This window comes from Candidatus Diapherotrites archaeon (assembly GCA_016205145.1).
Classification (GTDB): domain Archaea; phylum Iainarchaeota; class Iainarchaeia; order Iainarchaeales; family JACQJH01; genus JACQJH01.
In genome coordinates, this window is record JACQJH010000001.1 from 83,351 (window position 1) to 110,099 (window position 26,749).

General features: G+C 51.8%; 22 protein-coding genes. 13 read left to right on the forward strand and 9 right to left on the reverse strand.

All coding sequences use genetic code 11. From position 1 onward, the window contains the following. Nucleotides 1–53 precede the first annotated feature (53 nt). Nucleotides 54–968 carry a lipoyl synthase gene (gene lipA, locus HY394_00440; protein ID MBI4052487.1) on the forward strand — a complete coding sequence of 305 codons (915 nt, stop codon included), beginning with the start codon at nucleotides 54–56 and terminating at the stop codon, nucleotides 966–968. Further along, on the forward strand, nucleotides 955–2,376 hold the full coding sequence (lpdA, locus tag HY394_00445) for a dihydrolipoyl dehydrogenase (GenBank protein MBI4052488.1): 1,422 nt from the start codon (nucleotides 955–957) through the stop codon (nucleotides 2,374–2,376). The genes lipA and lpdA overlap by 14 nt, the downstream gene beginning before the upstream one ends. A gap of 31 nt (nucleotides 2,377–2,407) precedes the next feature. On the opposite strand, the gene pgk is transcribed toward lpdA, so the two are convergent. From pgk to HY394_00465, 4 genes are all read right to left on the reverse strand, one after another. Beyond that, the gene (pgk, locus tag HY394_00450; protein ID MBI4052489.1) at nucleotides 2,408–3,847 is read right to left on the reverse strand and encodes a phosphoglycerate kinase; all 1,440 of its coding nucleotides are present in this window, start codon (nucleotides 3,845–3,847) and stop codon (nucleotides 2,408–2,410) included. Nucleotides 3,848–3,886: 39 nt separating this feature from the next. Next, nucleotides 3,887–4,891, reverse strand: a complete 1,005-nt coding sequence (gap, locus tag HY394_00455; GenBank protein ID MBI4052490.1) for a type I glyceraldehyde-3-phosphate dehydrogenase — start codon at nucleotides 4,889–4,891, stop codon at nucleotides 3,887–3,889. A gap of 128 nt (nucleotides 4,892–5,019) precedes the next feature. Beyond that, nucleotides 5,020–6,369, reverse strand: coding sequence for a phosphomannomutase/phosphoglucomutase (locus HY394_00460; GenBank protein MBI4052491.1), 1,350 nt, complete (start codon nucleotides 6,367–6,369; stop codon nucleotides 5,020–5,022). A gap of 51 nt (nucleotides 6,370–6,420) precedes the next feature. Next, nucleotides 6,421–6,846 (reverse strand): NUDIX domain-containing protein, encoded by a 426-nt coding sequence (locus HY394_00465; GenBank protein ID MBI4052492.1) that lies wholly within the window; start codon nucleotides 6,844–6,846, stop codon nucleotides 6,421–6,423. A 131-nt stretch (nucleotides 6,847–6,977) separates the two neighbouring features. Here HY394_00465 and HY394_00470 point away from each other — a divergent pair, with 131 nt between their 5' ends. Beyond that, a complete protein-coding gene (locus tag HY394_00470; protein ID MBI4052493.1) occupies nucleotides 6,978–7,316 on the forward strand; it encodes a hypothetical protein in 339 nt (112 codons plus the stop codon). A 14-nt stretch (nucleotides 7,317–7,330) separates the two neighbouring features. Then, nucleotides 7,331–7,633, forward strand: a complete 303-nt coding sequence (locus tag HY394_00475; GenBank protein ID MBI4052494.1) for an hAT transposon family protein — start codon at nucleotides 7,331–7,333, stop codon at nucleotides 7,631–7,633. A 447-nt stretch (nucleotides 7,634–8,080) separates the two neighbouring features. Here the strand turns inward: HY394_00475 and coaD are convergent, their stop codons facing one another. The 3 genes from coaD to HY394_00490 are packed head-to-tail and all read right to left on the reverse strand — an operon-like array spanning nucleotide 8,081 to nucleotide 10,480. Next, nucleotides 8,081–8,560 carry a pantetheine-phosphate adenylyltransferase gene (gene coaD / locus HY394_00480; protein MBI4052495.1) on the reverse strand — a complete coding sequence of 160 codons (480 nt, stop codon included), beginning with the start codon at nucleotides 8,558–8,560 and terminating at the stop codon, nucleotides 8,081–8,083. Further along, the gene (locus tag HY394_00485) at nucleotides 8,553–9,125 is read right to left on the reverse strand and encodes a dephospho-CoA kinase (protein ID MBI4052496.1); all 573 of its coding nucleotides are present in this window, start codon (nucleotides 9,123–9,125) and stop codon (nucleotides 8,553–8,555) included. The genes coaD and HY394_00485 overlap by 8 nt, the downstream gene beginning before the upstream one ends. Nucleotides 9,126–9,160: 35 nt before the next feature. Beyond that, nucleotides 9,161–10,480: a hypothetical protein gene (locus HY394_00490; protein ID MBI4052497.1), complete on the reverse strand. Its 1,320-nt coding sequence runs from the start codon at nucleotides 10,478–10,480 to the stop codon at nucleotides 9,161–9,163. A gap of 119 nt (nucleotides 10,481–10,599) precedes the next feature. Here HY394_00490 and HY394_00495 point away from each other — a divergent pair, with 119 nt between their 5' ends. Next, complete coding sequence (locus tag HY394_00495; GenBank protein MBI4052498.1) at nucleotides 10,600–12,075, forward strand: DHH family phosphoesterase; 1,476 nt, start codon at nucleotides 10,600–10,602, stop codon at nucleotides 12,073–12,075. A gap of 19 nt (nucleotides 12,076–12,094) precedes the next feature. Then, a complete protein-coding gene (locus tag HY394_00500) occupies nucleotides 12,095–12,811 on the forward strand; it encodes a hypothetical protein (protein MBI4052499.1) in 717 nt (238 codons plus the stop codon). On the opposite strand, the gene HY394_00505 is transcribed toward HY394_00500, so the two are convergent. Next, nucleotides 12,798–13,907, reverse strand: coding sequence for an MFS transporter (locus tag HY394_00505; protein ID MBI4052500.1), 1,110 nt, complete (start codon nucleotides 13,905–13,907; stop codon nucleotides 12,798–12,800). The genes HY394_00500 and HY394_00505 overlap by 14 nt on opposite strands. 54 nt (nucleotides 13,908–13,961) lie before the next feature. Between HY394_00505 and HY394_00510 the strand changes: the two genes are divergently transcribed. The 5 genes from HY394_00510 (at nucleotide 13,962) to HY394_00530 (ending at nucleotide 20,577) form a co-directional block, all read left to right on the forward strand. Beyond that, on the forward strand, nucleotides 13,962–15,020 hold the full coding sequence (locus tag HY394_00510; protein ID MBI4052501.1) for a polyprenyl synthetase family protein: 1,059 nt from the start codon (nucleotides 13,962–13,964) through the stop codon (nucleotides 15,018–15,020). A 38-nt stretch (nucleotides 15,021–15,058) separates the two neighbouring features. Next, nucleotides 15,059–17,431 (forward strand): hypothetical protein, encoded by a 2,373-nt coding sequence (locus HY394_00515; protein ID MBI4052502.1) that lies wholly within the window; start codon nucleotides 15,059–15,061, stop codon nucleotides 17,429–17,431. Nucleotides 17,432–17,635: 204 nt separating this feature from the next. Continuing rightward, nucleotides 17,636–18,598: a hypothetical protein gene (locus tag HY394_00520; protein ID MBI4052503.1), complete on the forward strand. Its 963-nt coding sequence runs from the start codon at nucleotides 17,636–17,638 to the stop codon at nucleotides 18,596–18,598. 158 nt (nucleotides 18,599–18,756) lie between these two features. Beyond that, on the forward strand, nucleotides 18,757–20,013 hold the full coding sequence (locus tag HY394_00525; GenBank protein MBI4052504.1) for an aminotransferase class I/II-fold pyridoxal phosphate-dependent enzyme: 1,257 nt from the start codon (nucleotides 18,757–18,759) through the stop codon (nucleotides 20,011–20,013). A 9-nt stretch (nucleotides 20,014–20,022) separates the two neighbouring features. Beyond that, nucleotides 20,023–20,577 (forward strand): hypothetical protein, encoded by a 555-nt coding sequence (locus tag HY394_00530; GenBank protein MBI4052505.1) that lies wholly within the window; start codon nucleotides 20,023–20,025, stop codon nucleotides 20,575–20,577. A 2-nt stretch (nucleotides 20,578–20,579) separates the two neighbouring features. On the opposite strand, the gene HY394_00535 is transcribed toward HY394_00530, so the two are convergent. Further along, entirely contained in the window at nucleotides 20,580–23,240 is a 2,661-nt protein-coding gene (locus HY394_00535; protein MBI4052506.1) for a pyruvate, phosphate dikinase, read from the reverse strand. Between the two features lie 223 nt (nucleotides 23,241–23,463). Here HY394_00535 and HY394_00540 point away from each other — a divergent pair, with 223 nt between their 5' ends. Then, entirely contained in the window at nucleotides 23,464–25,074 is a 1,611-nt protein-coding gene (locus tag HY394_00540) for a right-handed parallel beta-helix repeat-containing protein (GenBank protein MBI4052507.1), read from the forward strand. A gap of 59 nt (nucleotides 25,075–25,133) precedes the next feature. Then, nucleotides 25,134–26,681 carry a hypothetical protein gene (locus tag HY394_00545; GenBank protein MBI4052508.1) on the forward strand — a complete coding sequence of 516 codons (1,548 nt, stop codon included), beginning with the start codon at nucleotides 25,134–25,136 and terminating at the stop codon, nucleotides 26,679–26,681. Nucleotides 26,682–26,749: the final 68 nt, after the last annotated feature.

The following is a 26,749-nucleotide window of genomic DNA, read 5'->3' on the forward strand; positions in this document are numbered from 1 at the left end:
ATAGCATACTGTCCGCAAAATCATTAAAAATTGCTTTTCTCCCAAATAGCTGCATGGAATTGCCGGTATTGCAGCAGAGGAAACCGGATTGGCTGAAGGTGAAACTGCCAAAGGGAACTGATTTGCACAAGTTTGCGCGTGTGCGGCAGACTCTTGAACAAAACGGCTTGCACACGATCTGCGAGGAAGGCAGATGCCCGAACATCCACGAATGCTGGTCCGGCGGAACAGCAACTTTTCTTGCGATGGGTGACGTGTGCACGCGCGGCTGCAGGTTCTGCAGCGTGAAAACTGCTGCAAGGGGCATTGCATTGGACGAACGAGAGCCTGACAAAATCGCGCTCGCCGTAAAGGACTGGGGCCTGAAATGCGTTGTCATAACCTCTGTTGACAGGGACGATTTGCCGGACCAGGGCAGTGCGCACTTCGCAAAAATCATCCGCGCAGTGAAACAGGAATCGCCTGAAACCATTGTCGAAGTGCTCATTCCGGATTTCCGCGCGGACATCGATTGCCTGACACGAATCGTTGACGCAAAGCCCGATGTAATTTCGCACAACATTGAAGTCGTGGAACGCCTGCAGTTCAAGGCGCGCGACGCAAGGGCAAACTACAGGAATTCGCTTGCGGTCCTGGAAAACGTGAAAAAGCTTGATTCGAAAATTTTCACAAAATCCTCGCTTATGGTTGGGCTGGGCGAAACGTTCGAGGAAATGCTCGGGGCAATGGATGATTTGCGGAATGCGCAGGTCGATTTTCTGACAATCGGCCAGTACTTGCAGCCGACGCGAAAGCAATTGGCGGTTGAGGAGTTCGTTCCGCCTGAACGGTTTGAACAATGGAAGCGCGTGGGCGAGCAAAAAGGCTTTTTGTACGTTGCGTCCGGTCCTTTCGTGCGCAGTTCCTACAAGGCAGGCGAACTTTTCATTGAAAGCGTCGTAAAAGCTGGGCGTGATGCGTTTGGCTGAAAACGAATTGAAAACCGATGTCCTTGTCATAGGCGCCGGCCCGGGAGGGTATGTCTGCGCAATCCGTTTGGCGCAGCTTGGCAAAAAGGTCGTCGTTGTGGAAAAGGCGGGCATCGGCGGTGTCTGCCTGAATGAGGGCTGCATTCCCTCCAAAGCGTTGATTCACGCTTCGGAATTTTTTTTCGAGGCGAAGAAGGCGGAGCGCTTCGGCTTCAAGTGCGAAAACGTTTCCATTGACGCAAAAAAGCTGCAGGACTGGAAGAACGGCATTGTCAGCCGGCTGACGCGCGGCATAGGGTTTTTGTTCAAAAAATACGGCATTGTCATGGTGAAAGGCTCTGCTTCGTTTGATTCGAAGCAAAGCGTTGCAGTGCAAACCGAAATCGGAACGCAGCGCATCACCTTCAAGAATGCGGTGATTGCAACCGGCTCTTATCCGATTGAAATTCCCGGCTTTGAGTTTTCTAAGGAAATTGTCTTTTCCGCGAAAGAAACTTTGGACCTGGATTTTATACCAAAAAACCTTGTCGTTGTCGGCGGCGGCTACATTGGAATAGAGCTTGGCACGGTTTTCGCGAACTACGGCGGCAAAGTCAGCATAATCGAGTCCTGCCAGCACATACTGCCAAGCGTTGACGCGGATGTCGTTGAGGTTGTCTTGAAGCGCCTGAAAGAGTTGAATGTCGATGTTTTTGCCGGCGCCAAGGCAAAGCGGCTCATTGAAGAAAAAGGAAAGGCGCGCGTCCTGGTTGAGGGAAGCGACGGCAAAACCTTCGAGGTTGACGCGGACAGGGTTCTTGTTTCGGTTGGCAGAAAGCCTTTGACGCAGAGTCTTGCATTGGAAAATGCGGGGGTCGAGCTGAATGAAAAGGGCTTTGTTGTGGTTGATGAAACGCTTTGCACTTCAAACAAAAGCGTTTTCGCCATCGGCGACGTCATCGGCGGGTTGATGCTGGCGCACAAGGCTTCCGCAGAAGGGAAAGTGGTTGCTGAAATAATCTGCGGCGAAAAGGCCCGGGTTCCGAAAATAATTCCTGCAGTGATTTACGGCAACCCCGAAATTGCAATGGCCGGCCTTACCGGGCGCGAGGCGCAGGAAAAGAAAATCGATTGCCTGATTGGAAAGTTTCCGATGATTGCCAGCGGAAGGGCGCTCACGGCAAACAGCTATTCCGGCTTTGTCAAGGTTTTGGCTGACAAAAAATCGCACAAGCTTTTGGGAGTGCAAATAGTCTGCTCGCAGGCGTCTGAGATAATCGGCGAGGCGTGCCTTGCATTGGAGAAAGGCCTGAAACTCGAAGACGTCGCGGAAACAGTGCATCCCCATCCCTCGCTTTCGGAAGCCTTGATGGAAGCGTGCGAGAACGCCATGGGAAAAGCGGTTCATGTGCCGAATGAAAATAAATAGGCTCGGCGGCAATCCTTTAATTCTTTTTTTTTTAGGAAATTTTTTCCAGCTTTCCTGTTGAATGCATCCAGATTGCCTTGATTGCGGGCAATGGCGTGTTTGACATTCCCAGAACGGATGTTCCGCCGCCGATGAGCACAGTCGCCTTTGGCGCAATCTGCCTGCCCTCGCCTCCACCCACTACGATGTGGAAGCCGGCTTCTTCAAGGCATTTCAGTTCTTTCGCCCAAGCCTCGGTTCCCTGCGCGAATTCTTTTCTTTCAAACACCCCGAACACGCCGTTGTGGAAAACAGTCGGCTTGTCATTGCCATGGGCGGAAGAATATTTTCGCATGAATTCCTGCACGGCATTTGCATTGAGTGCGATGCTTTTCGGGCCGATGTCAAACACGTACCTGTCCTTTGGAATGATTGTGCCTTCAACGAATGTTTCATCGTCAAGCTTGAAGTCGACGGGCAAAACAAGTTTTATGTTCCGCTTTTTAGCTTCGAGCACAACGCCTTTCGCCTGCTCCAGGATTTTCGCGTCAACAAAACTTTCCCTGTCGATTTTTTCCTGCGCCGCTGTTTCAACCATTCCTATGCAGCATTCCTTTCCGTCAATTTCGGCCTGCGCTTTGATTAAAGCCATTGCAACGAGGCCGCCGCACACCACTGTTTCAACATGGCCCCTTTCAAGCACTGCCCTGAGTTGTTTGACCTTGTCGAGTTTAGAACCGGAAAACGAGATGAGTTTTGCCTTTCGCGCCTCGCGGATTTTGTGCAATTCGCTTTCAAGCTGCTCGCCCATGACAACGTTTTCCATGAACGGGACAATGCCGACCGTCGAGAAGTTCACGTTTTTTGCATCCGAGACAGCGTTGTTTATGAGCGTTGCCGAAAGGTTTTGGCGGATGTTTTTTCCAAGCGTGAAGAATTTTTGGGCCAAAGGCCTGAGCTTTTCCTCGTCGGCTTCCCACAGATTTATCCACAAGTCGTCCCAAAAGCGCTTGTTTTCAAGGACAAGAACGCCGCCGTTCGGCATTTCCTGCACGAAATCGATTGTTTCCCGGGTCAGCGCTGTCGCGTCCCTGTTAAGCCAGTTGCGGATGTAATGCACTTCAATGCCGAGGAGTTTTGAAAGATGGTCCGTAACCTGCGGGTAAAAATAGAGCGTCTGGTCGGCTTCCCTGCTCTGCTCCCAGAAATGCTTTTGGTCTATGGCTGTCGGCCTGTTCCTGTGGCCAATCACAACAGCCTTCCAGCCTTTTTTGATGCAGTATTCCAGTGTTGCCTTCTGGCTGTCAAGCTTTTCAGCGTCGAGCTTTTTTTTGCTGTCGATGTCGCCGCGCACAATGACAACGCTGCCTTCGGGCAGGTCGAGGTCTGAAAGTTTTTTCGATTCCGCTATGAGGGTTTCCAGCGGGACGTCCGCGAATTCTTTTGAGAATCCCTTTATTTCGTGGAGGAACCTGTAAACCCTTTCAGGCAAGCCATTCACCTTCTTCCGGCATTCGTTTGGTTGTCTGGTTTATTTTTCGACAAACTTGAACAGATCTATGAGCCTGTTGCTGAATCCGTATTCGTTGTCGTACCATGAAAGGACTTTTGCGAGCTTTCCGTGCGTGATTGTCTGCTTCGAGTCGAAAATGCTTGAATGTGCATTCCCTATGATGTCGGAGCTCACGATTTCGTCTTCCGTGTATTCGAGTATGCCCTTCATTTTGCCTTCCGCGGCCTTTTTCATTTCCGCGTTGATTTCGCCAGGACTTGCATCCCTGTTCAGGTAAACCACGAGGTCGGTTACGCTTCCGACCGGAACCGGAACGCGCAACGCAAAACCATCCATCTTTCCCTGCAATGCGGGAATCACTGCACCAAGGGCCTTTGCCGCGCCGGTTGTTGTCGGCACGATGTTTATCGGCGCAGCCCTGCTTCTGCGCAGGTCCTTGTGCGGCAAATCGAGCAGGTGCTGGTCGTTGGTGTAAGCGTGCACAGTGGTCATGAATCCTTTTTCTATGCCGAAGCTGTCGTTGAGGACCTTTGCGATCGGCGCAAGGCAGTTTGTAGTGCATGATGCCATGGAAATTATTTTGTCGTTGCCGTGGTCGAACTGGTCCTGGTTGACGCCTAAAACAATCTGCTTCATGTTGTCCTTCGGAGGCGCGCTGAGGATAACGCGTTTTGCGCCGGCAGTGAGGTGCTTTTGCGAGTCCTCGATGCTCCTGAACACGCCGGTGCTTTCAAGCACTATGTCGACGCCAAGCTTTCCCCACGGCAGGGCTTCCGGGTTCTTTTCGCTTAAAACCGCTATTTCCTTTCCGTTGACGTGAAGGGAATTTCCTGACAGCTTGACTTCGCCGGGGAACCTGCCGTAAACCGAATCGTATTTGAGCAGGTATTCCAGGGTGTTCGGCGGGGCAAGGTCGTTTATTGCCACGATTTCAACGTTTTTTTCGTGCCTTTCGTGCAATGCCCTTGCAACTACTCTCCCGATCCTGCCGAAACCGTTGATTGCGATTCTCACCAAGAACATCCCCCCGGAAAACGATATTATTTTTTGGAATGGCAACGGTTTAAAAACGATGGGCTTAACCGTGTATGAAAAAGTATGATGTGGTGTGATATTTTGTTTTCGTCTCTTTTCCGCCGGATGTTTGCGGCCTAAGCCTTGCCATTGGCGATGGCGGATGCGAGTTCCGCGAGCTTTTCGTCCAGCAGGCTTTTGGATTCGGCTTCGACGTTCAGGCGCAGGAACGGCTCCGTGTTCGAGGGCCTCGCATTGAACCACCATGACCCGAAATCGATTGTCATGCCGTCAACGTTATCCTCCTTTCCGCCGGAAAACCTTTCTCGGAGCATTGCAAGCACCTTTTCCTTGTCGTTGACGTGGAAATTCTTTTCCCCGGAATCAAAGTATTTTCCGAATTTTTTCAGGCACTCCGAGAGCGGCCTGTTCTGCAGTGAAACCGCTTCCATCGCCAGCAAGGCGGTTATCATTCCGGAGTCCGCGAAAAAATTGTCCTTGTAATAGTAGTGGCCCGAGTGCTCGCATCCGAACACGGCGTTTTCCTCGCGCATTTTCGCCTTGATGAATGCGTGGCCGGTCACGGTCCTTATGGCGGAGCCGCCGTTCGCCTCAATGGTTTCCGGCACGGCCTTCGACATGGGCGTGTTGTAAAGGATTTTCGACTTGGGGTGCTTTTTGAGGATTGCCTCGCACAGCAACGCCGAAATGCCCGATGAGGGAACGGCGTTTCCCTTTTCGTCCACGAAGAAAACCCTGTCGGCGTCGCCGTCGAACGCCATGCCCAAATCAGCCTTGTAGTCGACCACGTTTTTCTGCAATTCCATTATGTTCTGCGGCTCAATCGGCGAGGGCGCGTGGTTGGGAAAACTGCCGTCCGGCTCGAAGTAAAGCGGAATCAGCTTTATGGGCAGCCTTTTCGCGATTTCCGCGAAGATTTTTCCGCCCATGCCGTTGCCGGCGTCCACAACAACCGTGAGCGGCTTCATTTTCGGCGTTTCAATGAATGAAAATATTTTTGTGAGATAATCCGGGAGAACGTTTTTTTCCACGCGCTCGCCTTTTTCAATCGGGTCCTGGTAGTCTTCTTCAAGGCAGATGCGCCTTATTTCGCAGAGGCCTGTGTCGGAACTCAACGGAATGGCCTTTTCCCTGCAGATCTTGAAGCCGTTGAATTCCTTCGGGTTGTGCGATGCAGTTACCATCACGCCCGCGTCATATCCGTAATGGCCGACGGCGAAGTAGAGGACATCCGTGCTTACAAGGCCTATGTCCGAAACATTGGCGCCCTGCTCGAGGATGCCTTTTATGAGCGCCCTTGAAAGGCTTTCGGAGCCGAGGCGTGCGTCCCTGGCAATGGCAACGTTGACCGGCCTGAGGTGTGAAACTATTGCCCTGCCAATTGTTCTCGCGGCCTTTTCATCCAGTTCCCTGGGATAAACGCCTCTTATGTCGTATGCCTTGAATATTTTCTGGTCTAATGGCATGAAAATCGGTGAGCCTTGATTTAAGAATTACGATTTTTGCCGAAAAAAAGGTTAAATACCTAATTGTTTCAGGCTGGCGGCGGCCTTTTCGAGCACGCGCTTCGAATTTGCGAAGGAAATCCTGGCAAGGCAGTCCTTGAACGCAAGCCATTCAAAGCCCTTGTGCTCGTGTGACAATTTGACTTCAACGCTTTTTGTTTCAGCCAAATCGAAGGAAACTTCCTTGAAATACGTGGCGCCTGCCTGCGTATGGTAATAGGAAATGTTTTCCCTGAAGCCGGGCACGAATTCAATGTCCGAAATGCCGGTTTCTTCCATGACTTCGCGCCGGATGGTCTGCTCCTCGGTTTCGTTTGCCTCGACATGGCCTTTTGGGAAATCCCAGTGGCCCTTGATGTAATGCAGGAGCAGGAACAGTGTTTCGCCTTTCGCGCCTTTCCTGAAAACCACGGCGCCGGCAGACTTTTCCTTGGGCATGACAGACAAAGAAAGCGAAATTGTTTTAAGCGACAACGCCCTTCGATTTTTTTTTTGGATTTATCTGATGAGGGAATGCCGCGCAAGGTCCGGATGGGCGCGTTTATTAACTTCAGCGCGGTTATTTTTTTATGCGAAAGAGGCCTTCCAGGAATGCGCCAAGGCCGGTGAGGCGCCCCAAGGGTGTTGGGGCTGTCGGTTTTGGAAGGCGCCGCATACTGGCAGACGCGGCTCAGGAAAACAGGCCGCTCCTGCAGGGTTATGACCTGCGGGAACCGCCAGTGGAATTGATATCAGCTTTTAGAACGCTTTATGACCTGCATCGCAAGGAATATGACGGTCTTATGGCCGACCCTTCGCTGCACCAGCTCTTTGACTTTTATCTCGGCCAGGGCTTGAATCCGGGGCAGGCTGCAAGAAAGGCGCTCGGATGGAAGCGGAAAACTTCCGGGGCGGCGGCCGTCAAATGAACTGCTCATAATTCTTGCTGTTGAACTTGTACAGGAAGCCCTTTATTTTGGCCCCGTTGCACGAGTATTCCGCCAAAACCTTTTCCTTTTCGCCGGAAAATTTTTCGAATTCGTGTTTCTGGCTCGGGTCGAACAAAAAGAATTTTCCGCTGATTTCGGTTATGGCGAACGCATGCGTTTCAAGGTTGTCCAGTTCCGCGATTACGACTTCGGCTTTTTCGTCGCCCAGGCCTGCAAGCAGCGAACACAGGAACACTGCGAGGTCCTCGTCGTCGCCGAGCCTTTCAGACATTATTTCCGCGGGGGTCAGCCAGTAGTTGAGGCTCAGCTTTGGACTGACAAATCTTATTTCGCTGCACACGAATGCGAACGCCTTTTTCGCGGCTTCGGCGTAATTTTTTTCGAATTCGAAGCCTTCGGGCTTTATCTGTTCGAGCGCGGACTGGATTGTCAGGTCATCGCCTGAAACCATGGACTTGATTTCGCCGATTGTGCGCTTTTCCCTTTCGTTGATGATGTCCGCGTATTTTTCAAGCAGCATGCGGAAAAGCCTCAGCTCGAGTTTTTCCATTGGGTCCGCGTTTTCCTGTCCGGTGTTTGGCGGGGCAGTTTCCGCTTTTTTCGCGGTTTCCGCATCCGCGGCGCTTTCCGATAGCTTTGTCTGCTTTTCAACGGGCATACAAATGAAAGCCGTAGAAAATGCTTTTTAAGCAATGGAAATTGCAAGGCAGACGCTTTTTTCGTCAGTTGACGTGGCATGCAGTTCATGCCAGTTTTTTCTTGAGCCTTTTTTCAACGCCTTCCGGCACGAAGCCTGAAACGCTGCCCTTGAGTTTGGCGATTTCCTTGACGGTGCTTGAGCTCAGGTAAAAGTATTCCGCGCTTGTGACAATGAAAACCGTTTCGGTCTGCGGCGACAGCTGCCTGTTCACTGTCGCCTGCTGGAATTCGAATTCGAAATCCGAGAGTTCGCGCATTCCCCTCAGTATTACAGAGCATTTTTTTGCCCTCACATAGTCTACGAGCAGGCCTTTGAAGGAATCGACTTCTATGTCCAGGCCTTTCGCCGCGTTCTGAATCATTTCCTTTCTTTCCTGGACCGAAAAAAGCGGTTTCTTGTTCGGGTTGTCGGTCACTGCAACGATTATTTTGTCGAAAATCTTGAGGCCGCGTTTTATGACATCAAGGTGCCCGAGTGTTATCGGATCAAAGGTTCCGGGATAGACCGCGGTTTTTTCAGACATTTTTTATTCCCGCCTTTTCAAGGAATCTGCGCACCCCGGCTTCCAGGCTTTTTTCCGCGCCCGCATTATTTATGCTGAAATCCGCCTTTTTAACCTTCTGTGAAAGCGGCATCTGCGCCCTGACGCGCTGGAGGGCCTGCTTTTCCGTCAGGCCTTTTTTTTCCAGCCTCGCGACCTGCTGGGTTTGCCTGCAGTAGACCGCAACGCTTTTGGAGAAGCAGTTTTCAAGCCTTGCCTCGAAAAGCAGTGGAACGTCGACAAAGATTATGGCGCATTTCCTGCGTTCCAGGGCGGAAAATTTTTTGAGCAGTTCCCTGAGCACGAGCGGGTGGAGTATGCGTTCAAGCCTTTCCCTCGCCTTTGCGTCGGAAAAGATTTTTTCGGCCAGCTTTTTCCTGTCATTCGAGCCGAACTCTTTTTTCACGCGCTTTTTGACTTCCGGCTTTTTGTGCAGCTGCGCGACTATTTCGTCGCAGTCAACGGTTTCAAAGCCCCTGCGTTGCAGGATTTTGAGTACGGTCGACTTGCCGCACGCTATGCCGCCCGTCAGCGCGATTGTCTGCATGCAAGAATTGTTTTTGCGGAAAAAAGAAAAAGGCGCTAGTCGGAGGAAATGACGACTTCCTTTCCGCTGATTTTTTTGGCAATCGCCTGAAGGCTTTCACGCTTTTGCTCAACCGATGATTTGAGCCTGAACTGCTCTGACTTGAGCTGGGCCAGTCCATTGGTGGTTTTGGCGATGTCCTTTTCGTGGTCTGAGGCCTTTCTTTCGGCGTAAGCCATTTCCCTGGCTGTTTCGCTGTCGTTCAACTGCTTTTCCGCGGCTGCAAGCCCGACTTTCAGCCTGTTCATTTCCCAGAAAATGTTTTCGAAAAAATCGAATGCTTCAAGCTGCCTCAGTTCAAGCAGCCTCTTCTCCTTTTCCGCTTCGGCCTTGAACGAAATGCTTCCCTCTTCTATGGATTTCCTTGCCTGTGCGGCTATTTTTTTGAGGTGCTCGCCTTTCGGGTCGCGCTGCAAGGCATTGAAGGGCCTGGCCACGTACATTTCCGCGAGTTCAAGCATTTCGCCCGCAAGCAAATGCTTTGCCTTCGCGAGCTTTGTGAATTTGCGCAAAGGCTTTTCAGCGGAAAGAATTTTTGCCGTAGCCTTTTCTTTGAGCGCTTCCATTCCCGCTTCGAGCTCCGCTTTCTTTTCCCTCACTGATGCCAGGGCGGAGAACTCCTCCGACTTTTGCAGGGCATTCACTTTCGCGAGGTTTTCGGAGTGCGAGTCCTCGATTTCCTTCAGTTCAATCATAAGCTTCTGCTGCTGCGCAATGCTTTCCCTGTGGCTTTGTTCGGCCGAGAGCAGGTCTTCAACGGCTTTTTTCGCGCTTCCAGCCAGAAAAACGTTTTCATTTTTAGCGAACTCCGCGTTCAGGCCTGAAAAAATGTCCTGCAGTTCCGCGACGTGCGAGCCGATTTCCTTGAGCTCGTCCTTCAGGTAAACAGTCGAATACGCTATGTTCTTGCCCGCCGAAAAAATCTCCCGGTTCACAAGGCTGAATGATTCGCGCGAGTATGCCGCGGCTTCCTCCATGGAATAGATTTTGGGCGGCTCAAGCCTTTTGGCGAGGCTCCCGATTTTTGCCATTGCGAGCCTGCTGCTCGTCGAAACGATTTTTTTGAGCTGTTCGTTCTGTTTTTCCTCGAGTGAAACAGACTTTGCGCCCTCGACGCCCGATTCAATGGCCCTGAGCAGGTGCTTTATCTCCGCGAAACGCATGGCGACTCTTTTTTGCAGTTCTTCTTTGCGCGGCGCGGTTTCGCTTTCAAGGAATTCAGCAACGTCCCCTGCTTTCAGCGAAACTTTCTTTTCTGCAGGAGTTTCCCCCGCCCTGCCCCTGAACAGGCCTGAAAAAAAGTCCTTCAACGCCATTCAAACCGAGGCAATTGTGCGGGAAAGGTTTTGAAAACCTATTCTTCCTAAAACGCTTTTCTTTCACCGGCAGCCCGCCCGCCAAACCATTAAAATAACGCCTTTGCAGGAATGTTTTCATGCCTGGAAACGCCAATGATAATGCCTTGACCCAGGTGCACAGCCCGCCCGCGCGCGATTTCAATGCGATGCAGTCGCGCCTTTCGGCAATGTCCGTGGAAGTGAAAAAGTGGAAGGAATGCGTTGTAGTGCACCACCATGACGCCGACGGGATTTCAGCAGGCTCGATTGCTGTGCAGGCCCTGCTGCGCAAAGGCATTGCAGTGAAGCACAAGGCGATAAAGCAGTTGTACAGGGAAGACTTTGAAATGCTCCTCGCATTGGGCGAAAACTTTGTCTTTGTCGACTTCGGTTCCGGCCAGCTCTCGGATTTGAAAAAACATTTTCCGGAAAATTTTCTAGTTTTGGACCATCATGCGCCGCAGGAAGACGAAAGCGGCAGGATTGTCGAACACGCATTCCATGCAAACCCCCTGCTTTTCGGCTTTGACGGCGGAAACGAGCTGTCGGGGGCGGGCATGGCGTACATTTTTGCGAAAACGCTTGATGCAAACAACAATGATTTGGCGGCATTGGCTGTTGTCGGGGCTGTGGGAGACATGCAGGACCTCGCATCCGGAAAGCTTGTCGGCCTGAATTCGGAAATCGTTTTGAAGGATGCGGTCGAAGCAGGCGTTCTTGGAGTGAAAAACGATTTGCGCCTGTACGGAAGGATTTCAAGGCCCCTGGTGCAGATGCTGTTGTTTTCAACCTCGCCCGTGTTGCCCGACCTCACTGCGCGCGAGGAGAACTGCAAGTCGTTCCTGCACGGCGCGGGCATCACCCTGTCGGATGAACACAATGCTTTCAGGAGCTATGAGGATTTGGCCATTGAGGAAAAGAAAAGGCTTTCAACAGCGCTTGTATTGCACATGAATTCCTTCAATGTTCCCGAGTGGAAGATCCAGGAATTGTTCGGCGAAGTCTACACGCTTTTGCATGAAGGCAGAAAAAGCCCTCTGCGCGACGCAAAAGAATTTTCGACATTGCTGAACGCAGTCGGAAGGCACGGCGAACCCGATCTTGGCCTGGCCGTCTGCCTCGGGAACCGTGAAGAAGCGTATGGCAATGCGCTTGCATTGCTTGCCGAGCACCGCAGGCAACTCGCGCAAGGAATCGAGCTTGTTTCCGGAAACGGTCTGCAGGAATTCGAATCGTTTTATTTTTTTGACGCGGGCGAAAAAATCAGGGACTCGATTGTCGGCATCGTTGCAGGCATGCTTTATTCAAGCGGAATCATCGGCACAGACAGGCCGATAATCGCGATGGCAAGGTATGACGACGGCACAATCAAGGTGAGCGCGCGCGCAACCAAAGACCTGGTGAGAAAAGGCCTGCATCTCGGAAAGGCTTTGCGAAGCGTCTGCGACAAATTGGGGGGCATTGCCGAAGGAGGGGGGCATGCGATTGCGGCAGGCTGCAAGATCGGGGAAAACGAAAAGGAAAGGTTTCTTGAACTGATGAATGAAGAGGTAAAGAATTATTTACGCGGCTGAACCTATACTTTTTTGTGAAATGATGCCGCTGAGAATTTTGCGTGAAAGGCGTGTCCCGGAGGAACGGCTCAAGGCGTTCTGGTGCGATTATGACAAGGGAAAAAGGCGTTCCACGACAAGAAGCAGGAGCAATGATCCCCGTGAACTGCCAAAGGCGTGGTTCGACCAGACCGGCGAAAGAAAACACGAGCCCATGGCGGTTTCGCTTGCCCCGCCATTGCCCGGAAGGGTCAGGAGCTTTTACGGCCAATCGCATCTGACGGCTTATCTTGCCGCGGCGGAGTTCTGCAACAGCGTCGGGAAAACCGGCGATTTGAAGTTTGCGGTTTTGCAGCCAACCCACATTCTCGGCGTCGACAGGCCGAATTTCAGGCTTGTTGAAAGGGTTTTTCACGCGCCCACGGTGGACAACGTTTTGTCTAATTCCGGCGGAAGCCTTTCGGGCGTTTCATTGTATGGCAAGGCCTTCGAGGACAAAATGAAACGGAAAGGATTCGGCCTTTCCGGCAGGGAAAACTTTGAGAAACTGCGGTCCGACGTCCGGCGCGCTTATTCCGAACTTCGTGAAGCGCTTGTCGGCACTTTTGTGATGAAGCACAAAGGCGACCCGACAGTATTCGACTTCAAGGAACACAATTTCCTGGTCTTGGATTATGCGCCGGAAACCGGAAAGGTTTTGCTGGCGGTCGTAGATTACCTCAGCGACACCGCATTTTTGGGCATTAACCCGTTTTGATTTCAGGGCTGATTTTTTCCGCTATTACAAGTGAAACAACCGAGCCTGCCGCCGCGAACAGGAAAACGCTTTGCATTCCGAAAGCCTGCGCTATCGCCCCGCCGAGCAGGGGGCCGATGATGAGAGCGAGGCTTTGTATGCTTCCAAGCAGGCCGGTCGCGGTCGCCTTTTCCGCGTTGTTTTCGGATAAGTTTATGAGGCAGCCCACGAATAGCAGGCTGAAAGACGCGGCGATTATCATCTGGATCGGGATGATGTGGAAGTAGTCTGATACGAAGCCGAGGGCGAGGAAAGCGATTGCGGTTGCAATCGTTCCCGCCTTGATGAGTTTCCTGCTGTCCGTTGAATGCTTTTCCGCATAGCCGCCTATCGCGTGCATGAGAATGAACTGCGTCAGGGGGTTGACCGCCCATATTATGCCGAGCCAGAAGTTGCTTGCGCCGAGGCTTTTGAAAAACAATGGATAGACGACCCAGACCGAGTTCGCGGAAGTGTGCCTAACGAGGAATGTGAGGTAAACGGGCCAGTTTTTTTTCAACAGCTGTTTGGGAAATTTCGGCACCGACATTTTTTGCGACCCGATTTCGGGCAGGAACAGGGAAACGATGAACGCGAGGAAAAAGAACAAAGCGCTTGCAGTGAAAATCTGCCCGCTTCCGGCAAGGAACGCGAAGATTATTCCACCAAAAAACCAGCCGAAACTTCCCCAAGCCGAAATGCCTGAAAGAGATTTTCTGGCTTTTTCGTGCCTTGAAGCCGCGGCCATGAGGGGAAAGGAGAAAATGCCGACGGCAAGGCCGGCGAAAAAGCGGATGACTGCCATTGAATAAAAGTCTGTAATGAACAATTGCGCCAGGAATGCGAGTGAACTGGCAAGCAGGCCGGCCTTGATGAACGTATCGCGCCTGCCGGAGATGTCCGACCACCTGCCGAAAGCGTAGTATGAAAGGAAACTGCCCAAACCGAAAGCCGTGCCCGCCAGGCCGATTTCAAACAGCGAGAGGCCCAGGTCTTTTCCGAACAACGGGATGAAAAGATAGCAGAGCGCGTAGGCAACGTATGCCAGGAAGTATGATGCGCGCAGCCGCTTGTCCATGAATTGCTTGCAGGGCGTTAACAATTTAAAACACTTGCCGCAATCTTTGTTTGCATGTCCGTTGAAGACGCATTGAAGCAGAACAAGCCGAAAATCGACCGGGAACTTGAAAAAATTCTGCCGCGCAAAATCGGCAAAGCCTGGGTCGAATGGTTTCTGGGCAGAAGCGCCTACGACTGTGATTATGAAACACTGACAAAATCCGTTTCGGAACCGATTTGGGATTTTTTGGACCGCGGCGGGAAAAGATGGCGCCCTACCCTGATGCTCTGGAGCCTTGAAGCCGTGGGCGGAAAACCGGAACAATTCTACGAGTTCACGGCGATGCCCGAATTCATTCACACTGGCACCATTGTCGCCGATGATTTGGAGGACAATTCAACCGAAAGAAGGGGAAAGCCCTGCATGCATCTCTTATACGGTCTTGACATAGCATTGAACGATTCCAACATAATGTACTTTTTGCCTGCCGTGCTCTTGTACCGCAACAAAAAGCTTTCTCCGGGCCAGAAGGAAAAAATTTACGATTTGTTTGCCGAGGAAATGATGCGCGTTTCCATCGGCCAGGCCATGGACATATACTGGCACAGGCACCAGTCAGTGAAAGTTTCAGAGGCGAACTACCTGCAGATGTGCGCCTACAAGACGGGTGTTTTGGCAAGGTTTTCAGCCAGGCTCGGCGCGATTCTCGGCAACGCTTCCGAAAAGCAGGTTGAAGCTTTGGGCAAGTTCGGCGAAAGCCTTGGAGTTGCCTTCCAGATACAGGATGACATTCTCAACCTGAAGCCGGAGTCCGGAGAGTGGGGCAAGGAAGTGGGCGACGACATCCAGGAAGGCAAGAAGACTTTGCTTGTGATCCACGCCCTTGCAAACGCGCCCAGGGAAAAGGCAAAGCGCCTGGCGGAAATTCTTGAAAAGCACAGTTCCGGCAAAAAGGATATTGCAGAGGCCATTGCAATAATGGATGAAGCCGGCTCTTTCGCCTACGCGGCAAAAATGGCTCTCGGAATAGTCGAAAAAAGCTGGGCGGAAGCCGAAAAGGTTTTGCCTGAAAGCATGGCGAAGGGAAAACTGCGCGAGTTCGCGTTCTTTGCCGTGAAAAGAAAGGTATAAAAACAACGGAGCCGTTTTTTGATTGAACGGTCTTTTTTATGAACGCACGCCTTGTTTTTGTCCTGCTGCTTGCGTTGCTTGCATTGGCTGGCTGTGCCGCGGTCGACAAGAAGACAATCGAGGCGTTCAAGGCAATTCCTGAAGTGCAGTCTTTTCTCGCGCAGAACCCCGATGCGCAGGTAACAGGCTATTCGCTTGACAAGCTGACGGTTGAAGGGTCCAAAAAGGAGCTCCTGAAGCAGTGCCCTGACCTGGAAATCAAGGACTATTTCCTGGTTTCGGCGAAATCCAAGGACGAAAGGCTTGAGGCATTGCTTGACAGGAAGTCAAGGGAAGTTGCCTGCATTTTGCGCACTAAAACCGCGAGGTGCGCCCTGGACGACTTCAAGTGCAGTGAAAGCGCCGGTCAGGGACAGGCAAAGCCGAAGTGCGTGGAAGGCGAGGTTTTGTGCAGCAACCAGTGCGTTGTCCCGTTGTGCGCATCTAACAGCGAATGCAACGACAATGACGCCAAAACCACTGACACGTGCAGCAGCGCGGGCAAATGCAATGCGAAATGCTCCAACAAGGAGGTGACCTGCAGGCCCAACCAGCTTTTGTGCAACGGCGCGTGCAAGAATGTTGCGTGCAGGGAGGACAAGGACTGCAATGACAGGGAAAGCCTTACAACTGACAAGTGCAGGAAACCGGCGTCATGCGAATCCTTCTGCGAAAACACGCCTTCAAGATACCCGGTAAAAGTAAGCGTGCTGTCCGTTGACGATTTTTCGCCCAAGGTTGACGGCCCAATCAGCATTTTTGTCGGAGTAGCCAATCCTGACAACCACCAGTTGCAGTATACCCTGTTTGCCGGCAAGAAGGCGTTTTCAAACGTTGCCGCCATCAAGACGACAATCCTTGATTCAGGAAAGCAGAAAATCAAGGCGGTAATCCACGACGTTGAAGCGGACGAGAACGTTTCCAAGGAAATCGAAATCAATGTGCGGCCGGCAACCGCAACTTCCCTGTGCGCGATTGACGAGAACTGCGACGACGGCATAGACGGATCAGTCGACAAGTGCGAGAAGGCAGGCACCTGGGATGCACTGTGCAGGAACACTTACGCTGATTCTTCGCAAAAAGCGCTTCCATCGATAGCGGGCTTTTCAAAGGCAAAAACCGAAAGCCTGAAATGGATTGAAGGCGGAACAAAAACCGTTTACTCGAAAGGCGGCGTGTCGGTTGAAGTGCTTGTCCTGCCGCTCAAAAACCATTTCCTGGCACTGGATTTTGCTTCAAAAAGCCTTGACACGTTCCAGAAAAAAACCTTTGTCGACGAAAACGGCGGCTATTTCACTGCAAGCTATTTCACCTATTCAAAGGTTTTCTGGGTATCCGGCAACAACGCTGTAGCAGTAATGGCCCTGAACAAGGAAAAAGTCGACCTGGAGCAGTTCAGGAGCGCGCTCTTTGAAGTGCTTCCAAGCAATTCTGCTGCGCAGGGCATCTGCAGGCGCGGCGAGATTGCCTGCAACAACGAGTGCATCAAGCCTGTCTGCGTTAAGGATCTGGACTGCAATGACAAGAACACTGGCACTGATGACAGGTGCGAGAAGTCAAACAGCTGTGAAGCGGAGTGCAAGCATTCTGATTTCGCTTTGCCTCCCGCCATAGACTATGTTTCATCGGATGTTTTCCGGCCAAATGCCGGGCAGAACTTTTCAGTCGCAATGTCCGCTGTCAGCGTTTCCGGCAACGCCCTGGATTACTCGATTGCCTTCGGGTTGAACGAGTTCAAGGGCAAGCCATCCGCAACGAATTGGTTTTCAAAAGCAGGCAAGCAGAAAGTGAAGCTGACTGCAAGAGACGTTGTTTCGGGAAAAACAGCAGTCAAGGAGCTTGAATTCAATATCCTTGCCACCACCGCGGCGCCGAGGTGCACTGCGGATGCCAACTGCTCCGACGGCATAGCAACGACAATCGATTACTGCCAGGGTTCAGGCACCGCCGGCTCGTTCTGCAAGAACATCCCTGAGACCAGCGAGGAAAAGCAGTTTGCCCCGAAGCTCGGCGGTTTCAAGCTTTCGGTTTTGCCGGACGTCGTTTTCCCGGTCCCGGCAAGAAAAGCGGTTTACGAGAACAACGGCCTGAAGGCGGAGGTTTTCATAGCTGAATTTGAAAGCCACGAGCGCGCTCTCGATTTTGTTTACAACGGCCTGAAGACCTTCCCGAAAGAGGGAACCGAAACTTTCAAGCAGAGTTTCGGCGGCTACTTCCAGCGCAGTTACCTGTCTTACCGCAAGGTTGCATGGGTTTCCGAGAACAAGGCAGTGCAGGTTTCGTCCTACAACGCGGAAGCGCTTGACCTCAACGCCTTGTCCGACTATTACATGATAAATTATCCGAGCAAGACAGCCCAGCCGGCAAGCTAAGCTTGGTTGAAGCAGCGGTTCGTTCGCCTATGCATGGGAAATGCCAAAAGGCTTTGATGCTTGAGTTGCGTGCGGACATCTTCACCAGTTGCCGAAAAACAGCATGCGGACGCTCCATTGCATTTATGAAACCATAAATATAAATATGCGGAATGCCTTTAACCGTATAAAATTAACCAAGATTTTTTTTTTGGAGGCGGAAAAGTGAAAAAAACAAGGACGATTTTTATTCCACTAATACTGTTTGCCGCATTGGTCTTTGCGGGCTGCACACAGGCAAACGAAAAAACGGGTTTGCTGACACTCAGCGCCAACGAACGCGTAAACATTCTTGACGGTGACAGGTACTGGTCATTAGGAGCAGGAAAAGCCGACGGCATAACAGGACAACCGTTGCAGGACACTTCAACAATCTACCCCGGCTCATTTTCAATAAGAGACCTCTGGGTGCAAAAAGACAGATTATTCATTGACAGAACCGGCAGAATCGGAATCGGAACAACAGCCCCAGAAGTCAAACTTGACATAAAAGAATCCGACCAAACATACCCGCCCTTAAGAATAACCAACACGAAAAACGATGGTTACGCAGGCATCGTCTTTGGCACAGATAGCGGCATACAAGGGCACATGGGAGCCGCAGGTTATTATGCTGCCAATCAAAAGCTGAGAAACTCCGTTTATTTCGGGTCGACAGGGGACAAAAGAGTGGTAATAACCGCAAACGGGATTCCCAGGATGTTCATTGAGCCGACATACTTTCAAAGCTTTATAACAAATTCGCCAGATGCAAATGGATCTACATCCTTTTCTGCCTCAACGACCATGACTGCCGGAAACCAAGGAAGAGGAATATATTTTAGGGTAATGGATATTCAGGGAACTCGGACAGCATTGAGCGTCTCATTAGATGCAGGGGGGTCCACCGGAGTTTTCAGCGTAAACGCCCAAAAACTGGAAACAAGTGGCGGTACTTCATTCACGGCACCACAGACCGCCTTGTCTGTAACACCGGAAACAATAAGGTTAACATTACTGAATGGCGCAAGAATAAAGATAGCGTCCTCCGCACCGGCTAACAGGCAGCTTTGTATTACTGGACAGCAAGAATTGGGTTTCTGTTCGAGTGTAAATGCGGATGGTACGTGCACATGCGTGCCAGTTTAAATTAGGCAAAACTTTAAGCCGGTTTACAGCCGGCTTTTCTTTTTTTCTTCCAAAGGTTCCGTGTGTCGCCTGTCCATCTATGGAATTCCTGCGCGGCTGATTTTTTTTCCACAAAAGCGTTAAAATAGTTTCTCCGCTTTTTTTAATCCGGTGAAAGCATGGCGTTTGAACTGAGCGAAACCACCAGGAAATGGCTTCCGTCCGCAACCTTGGGCGTGAAGGAGCAGATAACAAGGACGGAAAAGGAACTGCAGGCACTGCACAGCAAATCCGATTACAAAATAGTCGTGCTTACAGCCGGCCAGCCGCATTTCAAGCCGACCGATGATGTCATTGCCGCGCTCAGCGAAGGCGGAAAGTTCACGCCCTACCAGCCTGTTTCAGGCTATCCTGAACTGAAAAGCCTTGTCGCTGAAATGGTTTCAAAGCAGGCCGGCAATTCTTATTCAGCTGAAAATGTGCAAATTTCCGTTGGAGGAAAGGAAGCGCTCTACAATGTTTTCGGCGCAATCACGAATGAGGGAGACGTTTTTTTTGTGCCCGCGCCTTATTGGGTTAGCATTCCAACGCAGATTGAAAGCTTCGGCGGAAAAGTTGTTGTCGTTGAGCCGGATGACAGCCTGAAGATTTCCGCACACGCACTTGAACAAGCCATAAAAAACGCGCCGCACGGGAAAAAGGTTGCATTGTACCTGAATTCGCCGTCCAATCCGACCGGCATGGTTTACTCGAAAGAAGAGCTTGAAGCAATAGCTGTGGTGTGTAAAAAGCACAGCCTTGACGTGGTTTCCGACGAATGTTACACGTCGCTCACTTTTGACGGCCTGGGCGTTGCTCCAAGCATTGCCTCGCTTGAAGGAATGGCTGAACGCACCGTAATCATTGGCACGATGTCAAAGCAATTCTGCGCGCCAAGCTACCGTGTAGGATGGGCAGTCGGGCCGAAAGACCTGATTTCCGGAATGAACAAAAGGCAGGCTGACATCAGTTCAGGCACTTCAATGCCTGCGCAGTTCGCGTGCTGCGTTGGGTTGAAAAGCGCCGCGGCAAAGGCGCGCACAGAGGAAATGGTTGAATATTACGAGAAGGCGCGTGACAATTTCATTGCAGGATTGTCGAAAATAATGGTCGGAGGAAAGCATGCATTCAAAATAAACCAGAAACCGCAGGGTGCGTTCTATTTGTTTCCGGACGTGAGCGAGATTTACGGAAAAAGCTACGAATTCAACGGCCAGAAATTCAAAATCAACGGCTCCGAGGACTGCCAGCTTTTCTTCATGCGTTCCGGAGTGGCGTGCGTCAACGGAAAGTCTTTCGGCGCTGACAAGTGCGTGCGCTTTTCCTACGCTACAACGAATGAAACGCTTGCGTTGGCGGTTGAAAGGTTCAGGGAAGCGATTGGAGCGCTCAAGTGAGATGATGCAATGCCGGTGAATGAAGCTTTTGACCCTGGCCTGGTGCGCCAGCTTCTTGATTCCGCGCTTGCCCGCATGTCTGAGCAGGAACCGCAGCCTCAAAAGCCCGTTGACTGGAACATGGTTTTTGCCAACGCCGAAGCGGCAATAGCCGGCGGCGACAGAGCGAAAAGGGAGGCGGCCTTGGATTTTTTCCGCCTTGTCGACAAATATGCGTTGATTGCCGGGCATGAAACCGAAATAAGGCGGCTGCGCAAAGGCGCCAAGTATTTGGTGCCGGGAACGAGGATTGTGGATGTTTCCGGCTCTGTACTGCGGAAAATTTCGCTTCAGGCAGACCTCATCCAGCGCAACAGGTTTCCTGCGGCCGAAGAATCGCGCCAGGCACTGGAGTTTGCCGATCGTTGCAGGACAAAAGTTTTGGGAATTCTTGTGCGCGCCTCACCCAACGCCAAAGAAATATTGGCGCGGGGCGGGAGAATAGAACGCGCCTTGAAGGCGGGGCGCAGGCCGCGGGACGCGTTGCCGCGAGCCACGAAATCCATGCGCCGCCCTCTGCAATAAAATCATTTTGCCTTTTTTTCCTTCAAAGCCGCCTGTGCAGCTGCCAGCCTTGCAATCGGAACCCTGTAAGGCGAGCAACTCACGTAATTCAGCCCGATGGTGTGGCAGAATTCCACGCTGGATGGCTCGCCGCCGTGTTCGCCGCAAATCCCGATTTTCAGGTTTTCGCGTTTCGAGCGGCCTTTCTGCACCGCGGTCCTGATTAGCTGGCCCACGCCTTCCTGGTCGAGCACCTGGAATGGATCATGCTTTATGATTTTCTTTTCCATGTAAGCCGGAATGAATTTTGCGGCATCGTCCCTTGAATAGCCCCAGGTCGTCTGCGTCAGATCGTTTGTGCCGAAAGAGAAAAATTCCGCGTACTCCGCGATGTCATCCGCTGTAAGGCATGCCCTCGGCAGTTCCATCATCACGCCAATCAAGAAATCAAGGTCGGCTTTCTTTTCCGACAGCACCTGCTTGGCAGTCGCGTCCACCAATGCCGCCATGTTTTTCATTTCATTGACATGGTTCAGGACCGGAATCATTATTTCGGGCCTGACGTCGACGCCTTTTTCCTTTGCCTCGACCGCTGCCTCGATTATTGCGCGAACTTGCATTTCGTTGATTTCAGGGAAGACGATGCCGAGGCGGCAGCCCCTGAATCCGAGCATCGGATTTATTTCGTGCAATGACGCGATTTTCGCCTTGATTTTTTCCACGCTTACGCCCGTGCTCTGCGCGATTTCCGCGATTTCCTTTTCGCCTTCGGGCAGGAATTCGTGCAGTGGCGGGTCAAGCAGCCTTATCGTTACCGGCAGACCATCCATTGCCTTGAAAATGCCCTTGAAGTCCTCGCGCTGGAATGGAAGCAGTTTGTCCAAGGCCTTGCGCCTCTCCGCGGTTGTTTCCGCCAGAATCATTTCACGCATTGCCTTGATGCGGCTGCCCTCGAAAAACATGTGCTCGGTCCTGCACAAGCCTATGCCTTCGGCGCCGAACTTTCTCGCAACATCGGAGTCATGCGGCGTATCCGCATTCGTCCTCACTTTAAGCTTTCTGACCGCGTCAGCCCATTCCATCAATGTCCCAAAATCGCCTGAAAGCTTTGGCTCGACAAGCGGCAGTTTTCCGAGATAGACCTTGCCAGTGCTTCCGTCCAGGGAAACCCAGTCGTTTTCCTTGACCGCAATTTCCCCTTCCGCGGTCTTCACCGAAAACCTGTTGTCCTTGTATGAAACGTGGATGTCATTGCTTCCGGCAACACAGCATTTGCCCATGCCGCGCGCTACGACTGCAGCATGACTGGTGCTTCCGCCGCGCGCAGTGAGAATGCCCTGCGCAACGTTCATTCCTTCAATGTCTTCGGGCGTTGTCTCGACGCGCACGAGAATAAGTTTTTTGTTTGCGTCCGCGTCATGCAATGCCTTCGCCTTTTCCGCTGTGAAAACAACCTGGCCGACTGCCGCGCCCGGCGAGGCGGCTATGCCGGAGGCAATGGCTTTTGCCTTCTGTGCCTCTTTTTCGTCGAACTGCTTGTGCAATAGCTGGTCGAGCTGTTCCGGCTTGACGCGCATGATCGCGGTTTCCCTGTCAATGAGCTTTTCCTTTTCCATGTCGACCGCAATTTTCACCGCCGCCTTTGCGGTGCGCTTTCCGCTTCTTGTCTGCAAAAGGAACAGCTTTTCATGCTCGAAGGTAAACTCGAAGTCCTGCAAATCGCGGTAATGCTTTTCAAGAATGTCGTAAACCTTCAGCAGTTCAGCGTAAACCTTTGGATGAGATTTTTTCATTTCGTCGACGGGCTGGGGCGTCCTTATGCCCGCAACGACGTCCTCGCCCTGCGCGTTGATCAAAAATTCGCCGTAATGCTCCTTCTCGCCGGTTGCGGGATTGCGCGTGAAGGAAACGCCTGTTCCGCAGTCTTCTCCCATGTTTCCGAAAACCATTACCTGCACGTTCACGCCCGTTCCGGCGTCCTCTTTCAGCTTGTTGATGCGCCTGTATGACACAGCCCTCGGAACGTTCCATGAACTAAAGACGGCGTTGATGCCCATTTTCAGCTGCTCGAACGCTTCATTGGGAAAGCTTTTGCCCGCGTGCTTCTGCACGATTGCTTTGTACTCTTCAACCAAAACCTTGAGGTCTTCGACGGAAAGTTCCGTGTCAAGCTTCACGCCTTTCCCTGCCTTGAGCGCATGAATGGCTTCCTCGAAATGCTCATGCTGGACTCCCATGACAACGTCGCCGAACATGTGTATGAAGCGCCTGTAAGAGTCATACGCGCCCCTTTCATTTTTGGTCGAGTGCGCCAATCCCTTGACGGTTTCGTCGTTCAAACCCAAGTTGAGGACAGTGTCCATCATTCCCGGCATTGAAACGTAAGAGCCGGAGCGCACGGAAAACAGCAATGGATTTTCCGGGTCGCCGAACTTTTTTCCGATTTTGGCTTCGGTTTTGGCAAGGCATTCTTTTACCTGTGATTCAAGGCCTTCCGGCCATTTTTTGCCCGAATCATAGAATTCATTGCAGGCCTCGGTTGAAACGGTGAATCCCGGTGGCACGGGCAGTCCGATTGAAGTCATTTCCGCGAGCTGTGCGCCCTTGTTGCCCAGCCTGAAAATCCATTCTTCCGAATTCGCATTTTTGACCTCATCAAACAAATACACGTACTTCTTTGCCATCCACAAAACACCCCTTAATTGTCGAAGCCGCTTTCGTCCGGCGGTTTCGTCCGCCGGGTCCGAAGCTAAGGCCGTCCACTGTTGTGAACGGCCGAGCCGTTCGGCAAAAGCCAAACAGACAGCCTCAAAAGCCAATGAACCGATTTCCTGCAAAAAAGGGTTTTAAAGGGTTTTGGAAACTTGACCGCGGCAGGCTTTTAACCGCCGAAGCCGTATACTGGTAGTGGATCAAAACCTTCCAAAAGGCCAGTCCGCCATAGAATATCTTTTGCTGTTGGGCGCCGCGATTTTGATTGCCGCGGTTGTCGTTGCCTTGATTATTTTTGTGGGTTCCGGGGGCAAGCAGTCGGCGCAAAGAGGGTCGCAGACTGTTGCTGTAGCGCAGGGGAATCTTTCCAAATCCCTTGGCCTGCCAGGCCCCATCACCGACCGCGGCGGCGGAATTTTTGATTTGAAAAAGGATTTTGGCGCGAAAGGCGACGGGGTTTCCGACGATTATGAATCGTTCATTGCTGCTGCGGCCAAGCTGAGCGGTTCGACTGACGCAACGCTTGTCATTCCTGCAGGGGACTATAAGATTGACCGGTACAAGATTTTGGCTGCGACTTCCGACGGCAGGCTTCCAAATGGCGTAACCGACATCAAGTTTTCCGGATGCAACGGCCTGGAAATTGTCGGCTTGGGAAAGGACGCATCGGGAAACTACAAGGCAAAAGTCGAGGTCAAGGGCGACTTTTACAGGTCGGCGGACCGCAGTGCCGTCAATGCCGCGGGCGTGACGGTGTGGAGTTCCAATTCCGGTTCGGTCACGCCGTTTTATTTCGATCACTGTAACGGATTTTCCATTTCCGGCTTGGAATTGTACGGCAACAACGACAAGATGTCGCACGATCCGCGCGTCAGAGAACACCCGTCAGGAATGGGCATTGCGACTTATGGCTGCAAAAATTATTCGATTTCCGACATTTTTGTGCACAACTTCCAGACGGACGGCATTTACCTTGGCGGCTCGGCAAGCCCCGTGGATTCGGGCGCAACCGTTGACGGCGTGGTTTCAAGCAGCAACGGCAGGCAGGGCCTCAGCATAATTCAGGTGAAAAACTCGACAATAAAAAACAGCGTTTTCAAGGACACCGGCATTACGGGCGGAAGCGACACAGGATATAATCCGAGGGCCGGCGTTGACATCGAGCCGAACGTGAACGTCCCCAACATAACCGAAAATCTTGTTTTTGAAAACGACGAGTTCAGCAACAACCGCGGCTACCAGATTGTTTCAAGCGCTTATGTTGGCGGAATCGTGGTCAGGAATTCAAGGGTTTTTTCGGGAAACCAGCGCAAGCTCGCCTATTTCAGGGTGAACGGCATTACAATCGAGGGCTCCGAATTCAAGACTTCTGCAAGGGAGTTTGCCCAGGACTGGGACAAGAGCGGATTCGGGGTCACTCTCATGGCGGGCGGAACCGCGCTTATAAAAAACAATCTCATAGAGGCATCCTCGTTGGCGTATCCTGTGAAAACCGTTGGAATCCACAGGCCTTACGTGCACTTCTTTTCGGGAAGCGGGATAACCTTTGCGGGCAACAGAATTTCCACCGACTCAAGCTTTTTTTATCCCATTTCAGGGCAGGCTTATGACACCGCAATTTATTTGAACGTCGGCGAATCCTCGAACAACACTTTTTCGACCGGCATGACCGGCTTAAACCATTTCGCAGTCGTTTACGGCCCGGCCACAAAAGTCGTTTCAGACGCGTTTTTGCCGCGGGACAATTTCAGGCCGCAGCCGGGATATGTTTGGACTGGCGCAGGCAACTCTTATTCGCAGAACTGACGTTTGCCTTTTGTGCACTTGGGCGTGCCAAAGGATTTAATTTGTGTGAATGATATTTGATGGTGAAACCGATGTTTTCCCGTGGCCAGTCCGCAATCGAGTATCTGCTGTTGCTTGGCGCCGCGATTTTGATTGCCGCGGTTGTCGTTGCCTTGATTTCTTTTGTGGGTTCGGGCGGAAAGACTTCGGCGCAGGAATCAGGCGTGCAGCAGAGGCTGGCAATGCAGAACCTTGCGGCTGTTGGGGGCATGGGTTTCTCCTATTCCTGTGTTGCTAATGGTGTCTGCGAAGCCGATGAAACAATGCAGTCCTGTTCCGCGGACTGTGCTGGCAAGCCTTTCAGGCAGTACCTGCATTTTTATTCGGCGGAGGCGGGGGGTTCTGAGGTTTCTTCCGTGCCGGCGCCCATGCTTAACGTGCCCGCTTCGGGTTTGCGGCATTATATCTATGTCGAGCTTTCCGAAATGCACGGGCATCTCAGTGTTTACCGTTCCGCCACCGTAAACAATGCGAATAACCGGTCTGTCGCGCTTTCACCCGGCGAAATCGACGCGCTGTTCAATCTTTACGGCGTGGAAACGGGCAATCCTGTTAGAGGGAAGAGCATGAACATGAGCATACTGCAGCGTGCCGACGTGCAGAAAATCCATCATGAACTTGCACAAGGCAATCCTGCGTATAATGCAAAGTACGGCAATGGCGGCCTGGAAACAGGGGTCGGGCTTGACGGTTCCGGAATGCCCGTTCTTGATGCTTCCGACAAGCTTGTGCCGGACAGACCGGTACAGGATTACCAAGACGGCAAAACAATGCTGTGGCCGTTTTACTACAATGCCAGCGGCAAGCATAAGATGAGGGTTCTCTGGAACCTTAACAGCCCGGCGGTCAGGGAATATCTTGTGCGGTACGGCGTGAAAACCGCCTCTTTCAGTCCAAGCGGCGACCTGTTTATTGACAACACTATTTTTCCGGGCCAGGTGCTGGAGGATTATTCATATGTTTTTTCAGGTGCAAGGAACGGCCTTGCGGCGCATCTTTCCGGCATTACATTGGAAATTCGGGCAGAAATCGTGAAACGGCTTGACGGAAAGGGGCTGATAATGAACGCTCTCAGGTTCACAAACTCCGACAATGAGATATTTTCTGATGCTGTTGTTGATTCCGGCCAGTTTGACGGTTTGATGGCCGAAAACCAGTTTTGGCGTGATGGCATTGCCATTGGCGGTTCTCCAAGGGGTGCGACGTCCGTTGCATGGTACCGGGATTTGACGCAGAAAATGAAATCAAAAGGCAAAAAGATTCTTTTTACGGCCTCCGGCTCCGGTTTTACGCGGGCTGATCCCTCAAAGATTTTGCCAGTTTGGTTATGGTTGCACTTGGTTGCTGATGACAGCACGTATTTTCTATTGCCGGGCAATGGAGCCGATGGCGATTCGTTTGATAACCAGTTCCTTCCGTTTGTTTTTCCGCTCGGCTATCCGCTTGACCAAGCACCGGTGCAGGACGGCAGTGTGTGGAGCAGGCGCTATGAGCGCGGCACGATTGTTTTTGACATTTCAAGCGGAAGGCTTGACGCCATAAGGTTCGAGGAAAACCCGCCCGGGTGAATTTTCGCCCAAGTCGGAATTCGGTGGCCCGGAAAGCTTTTTATATGGTTTTACACTATTTTCTATTG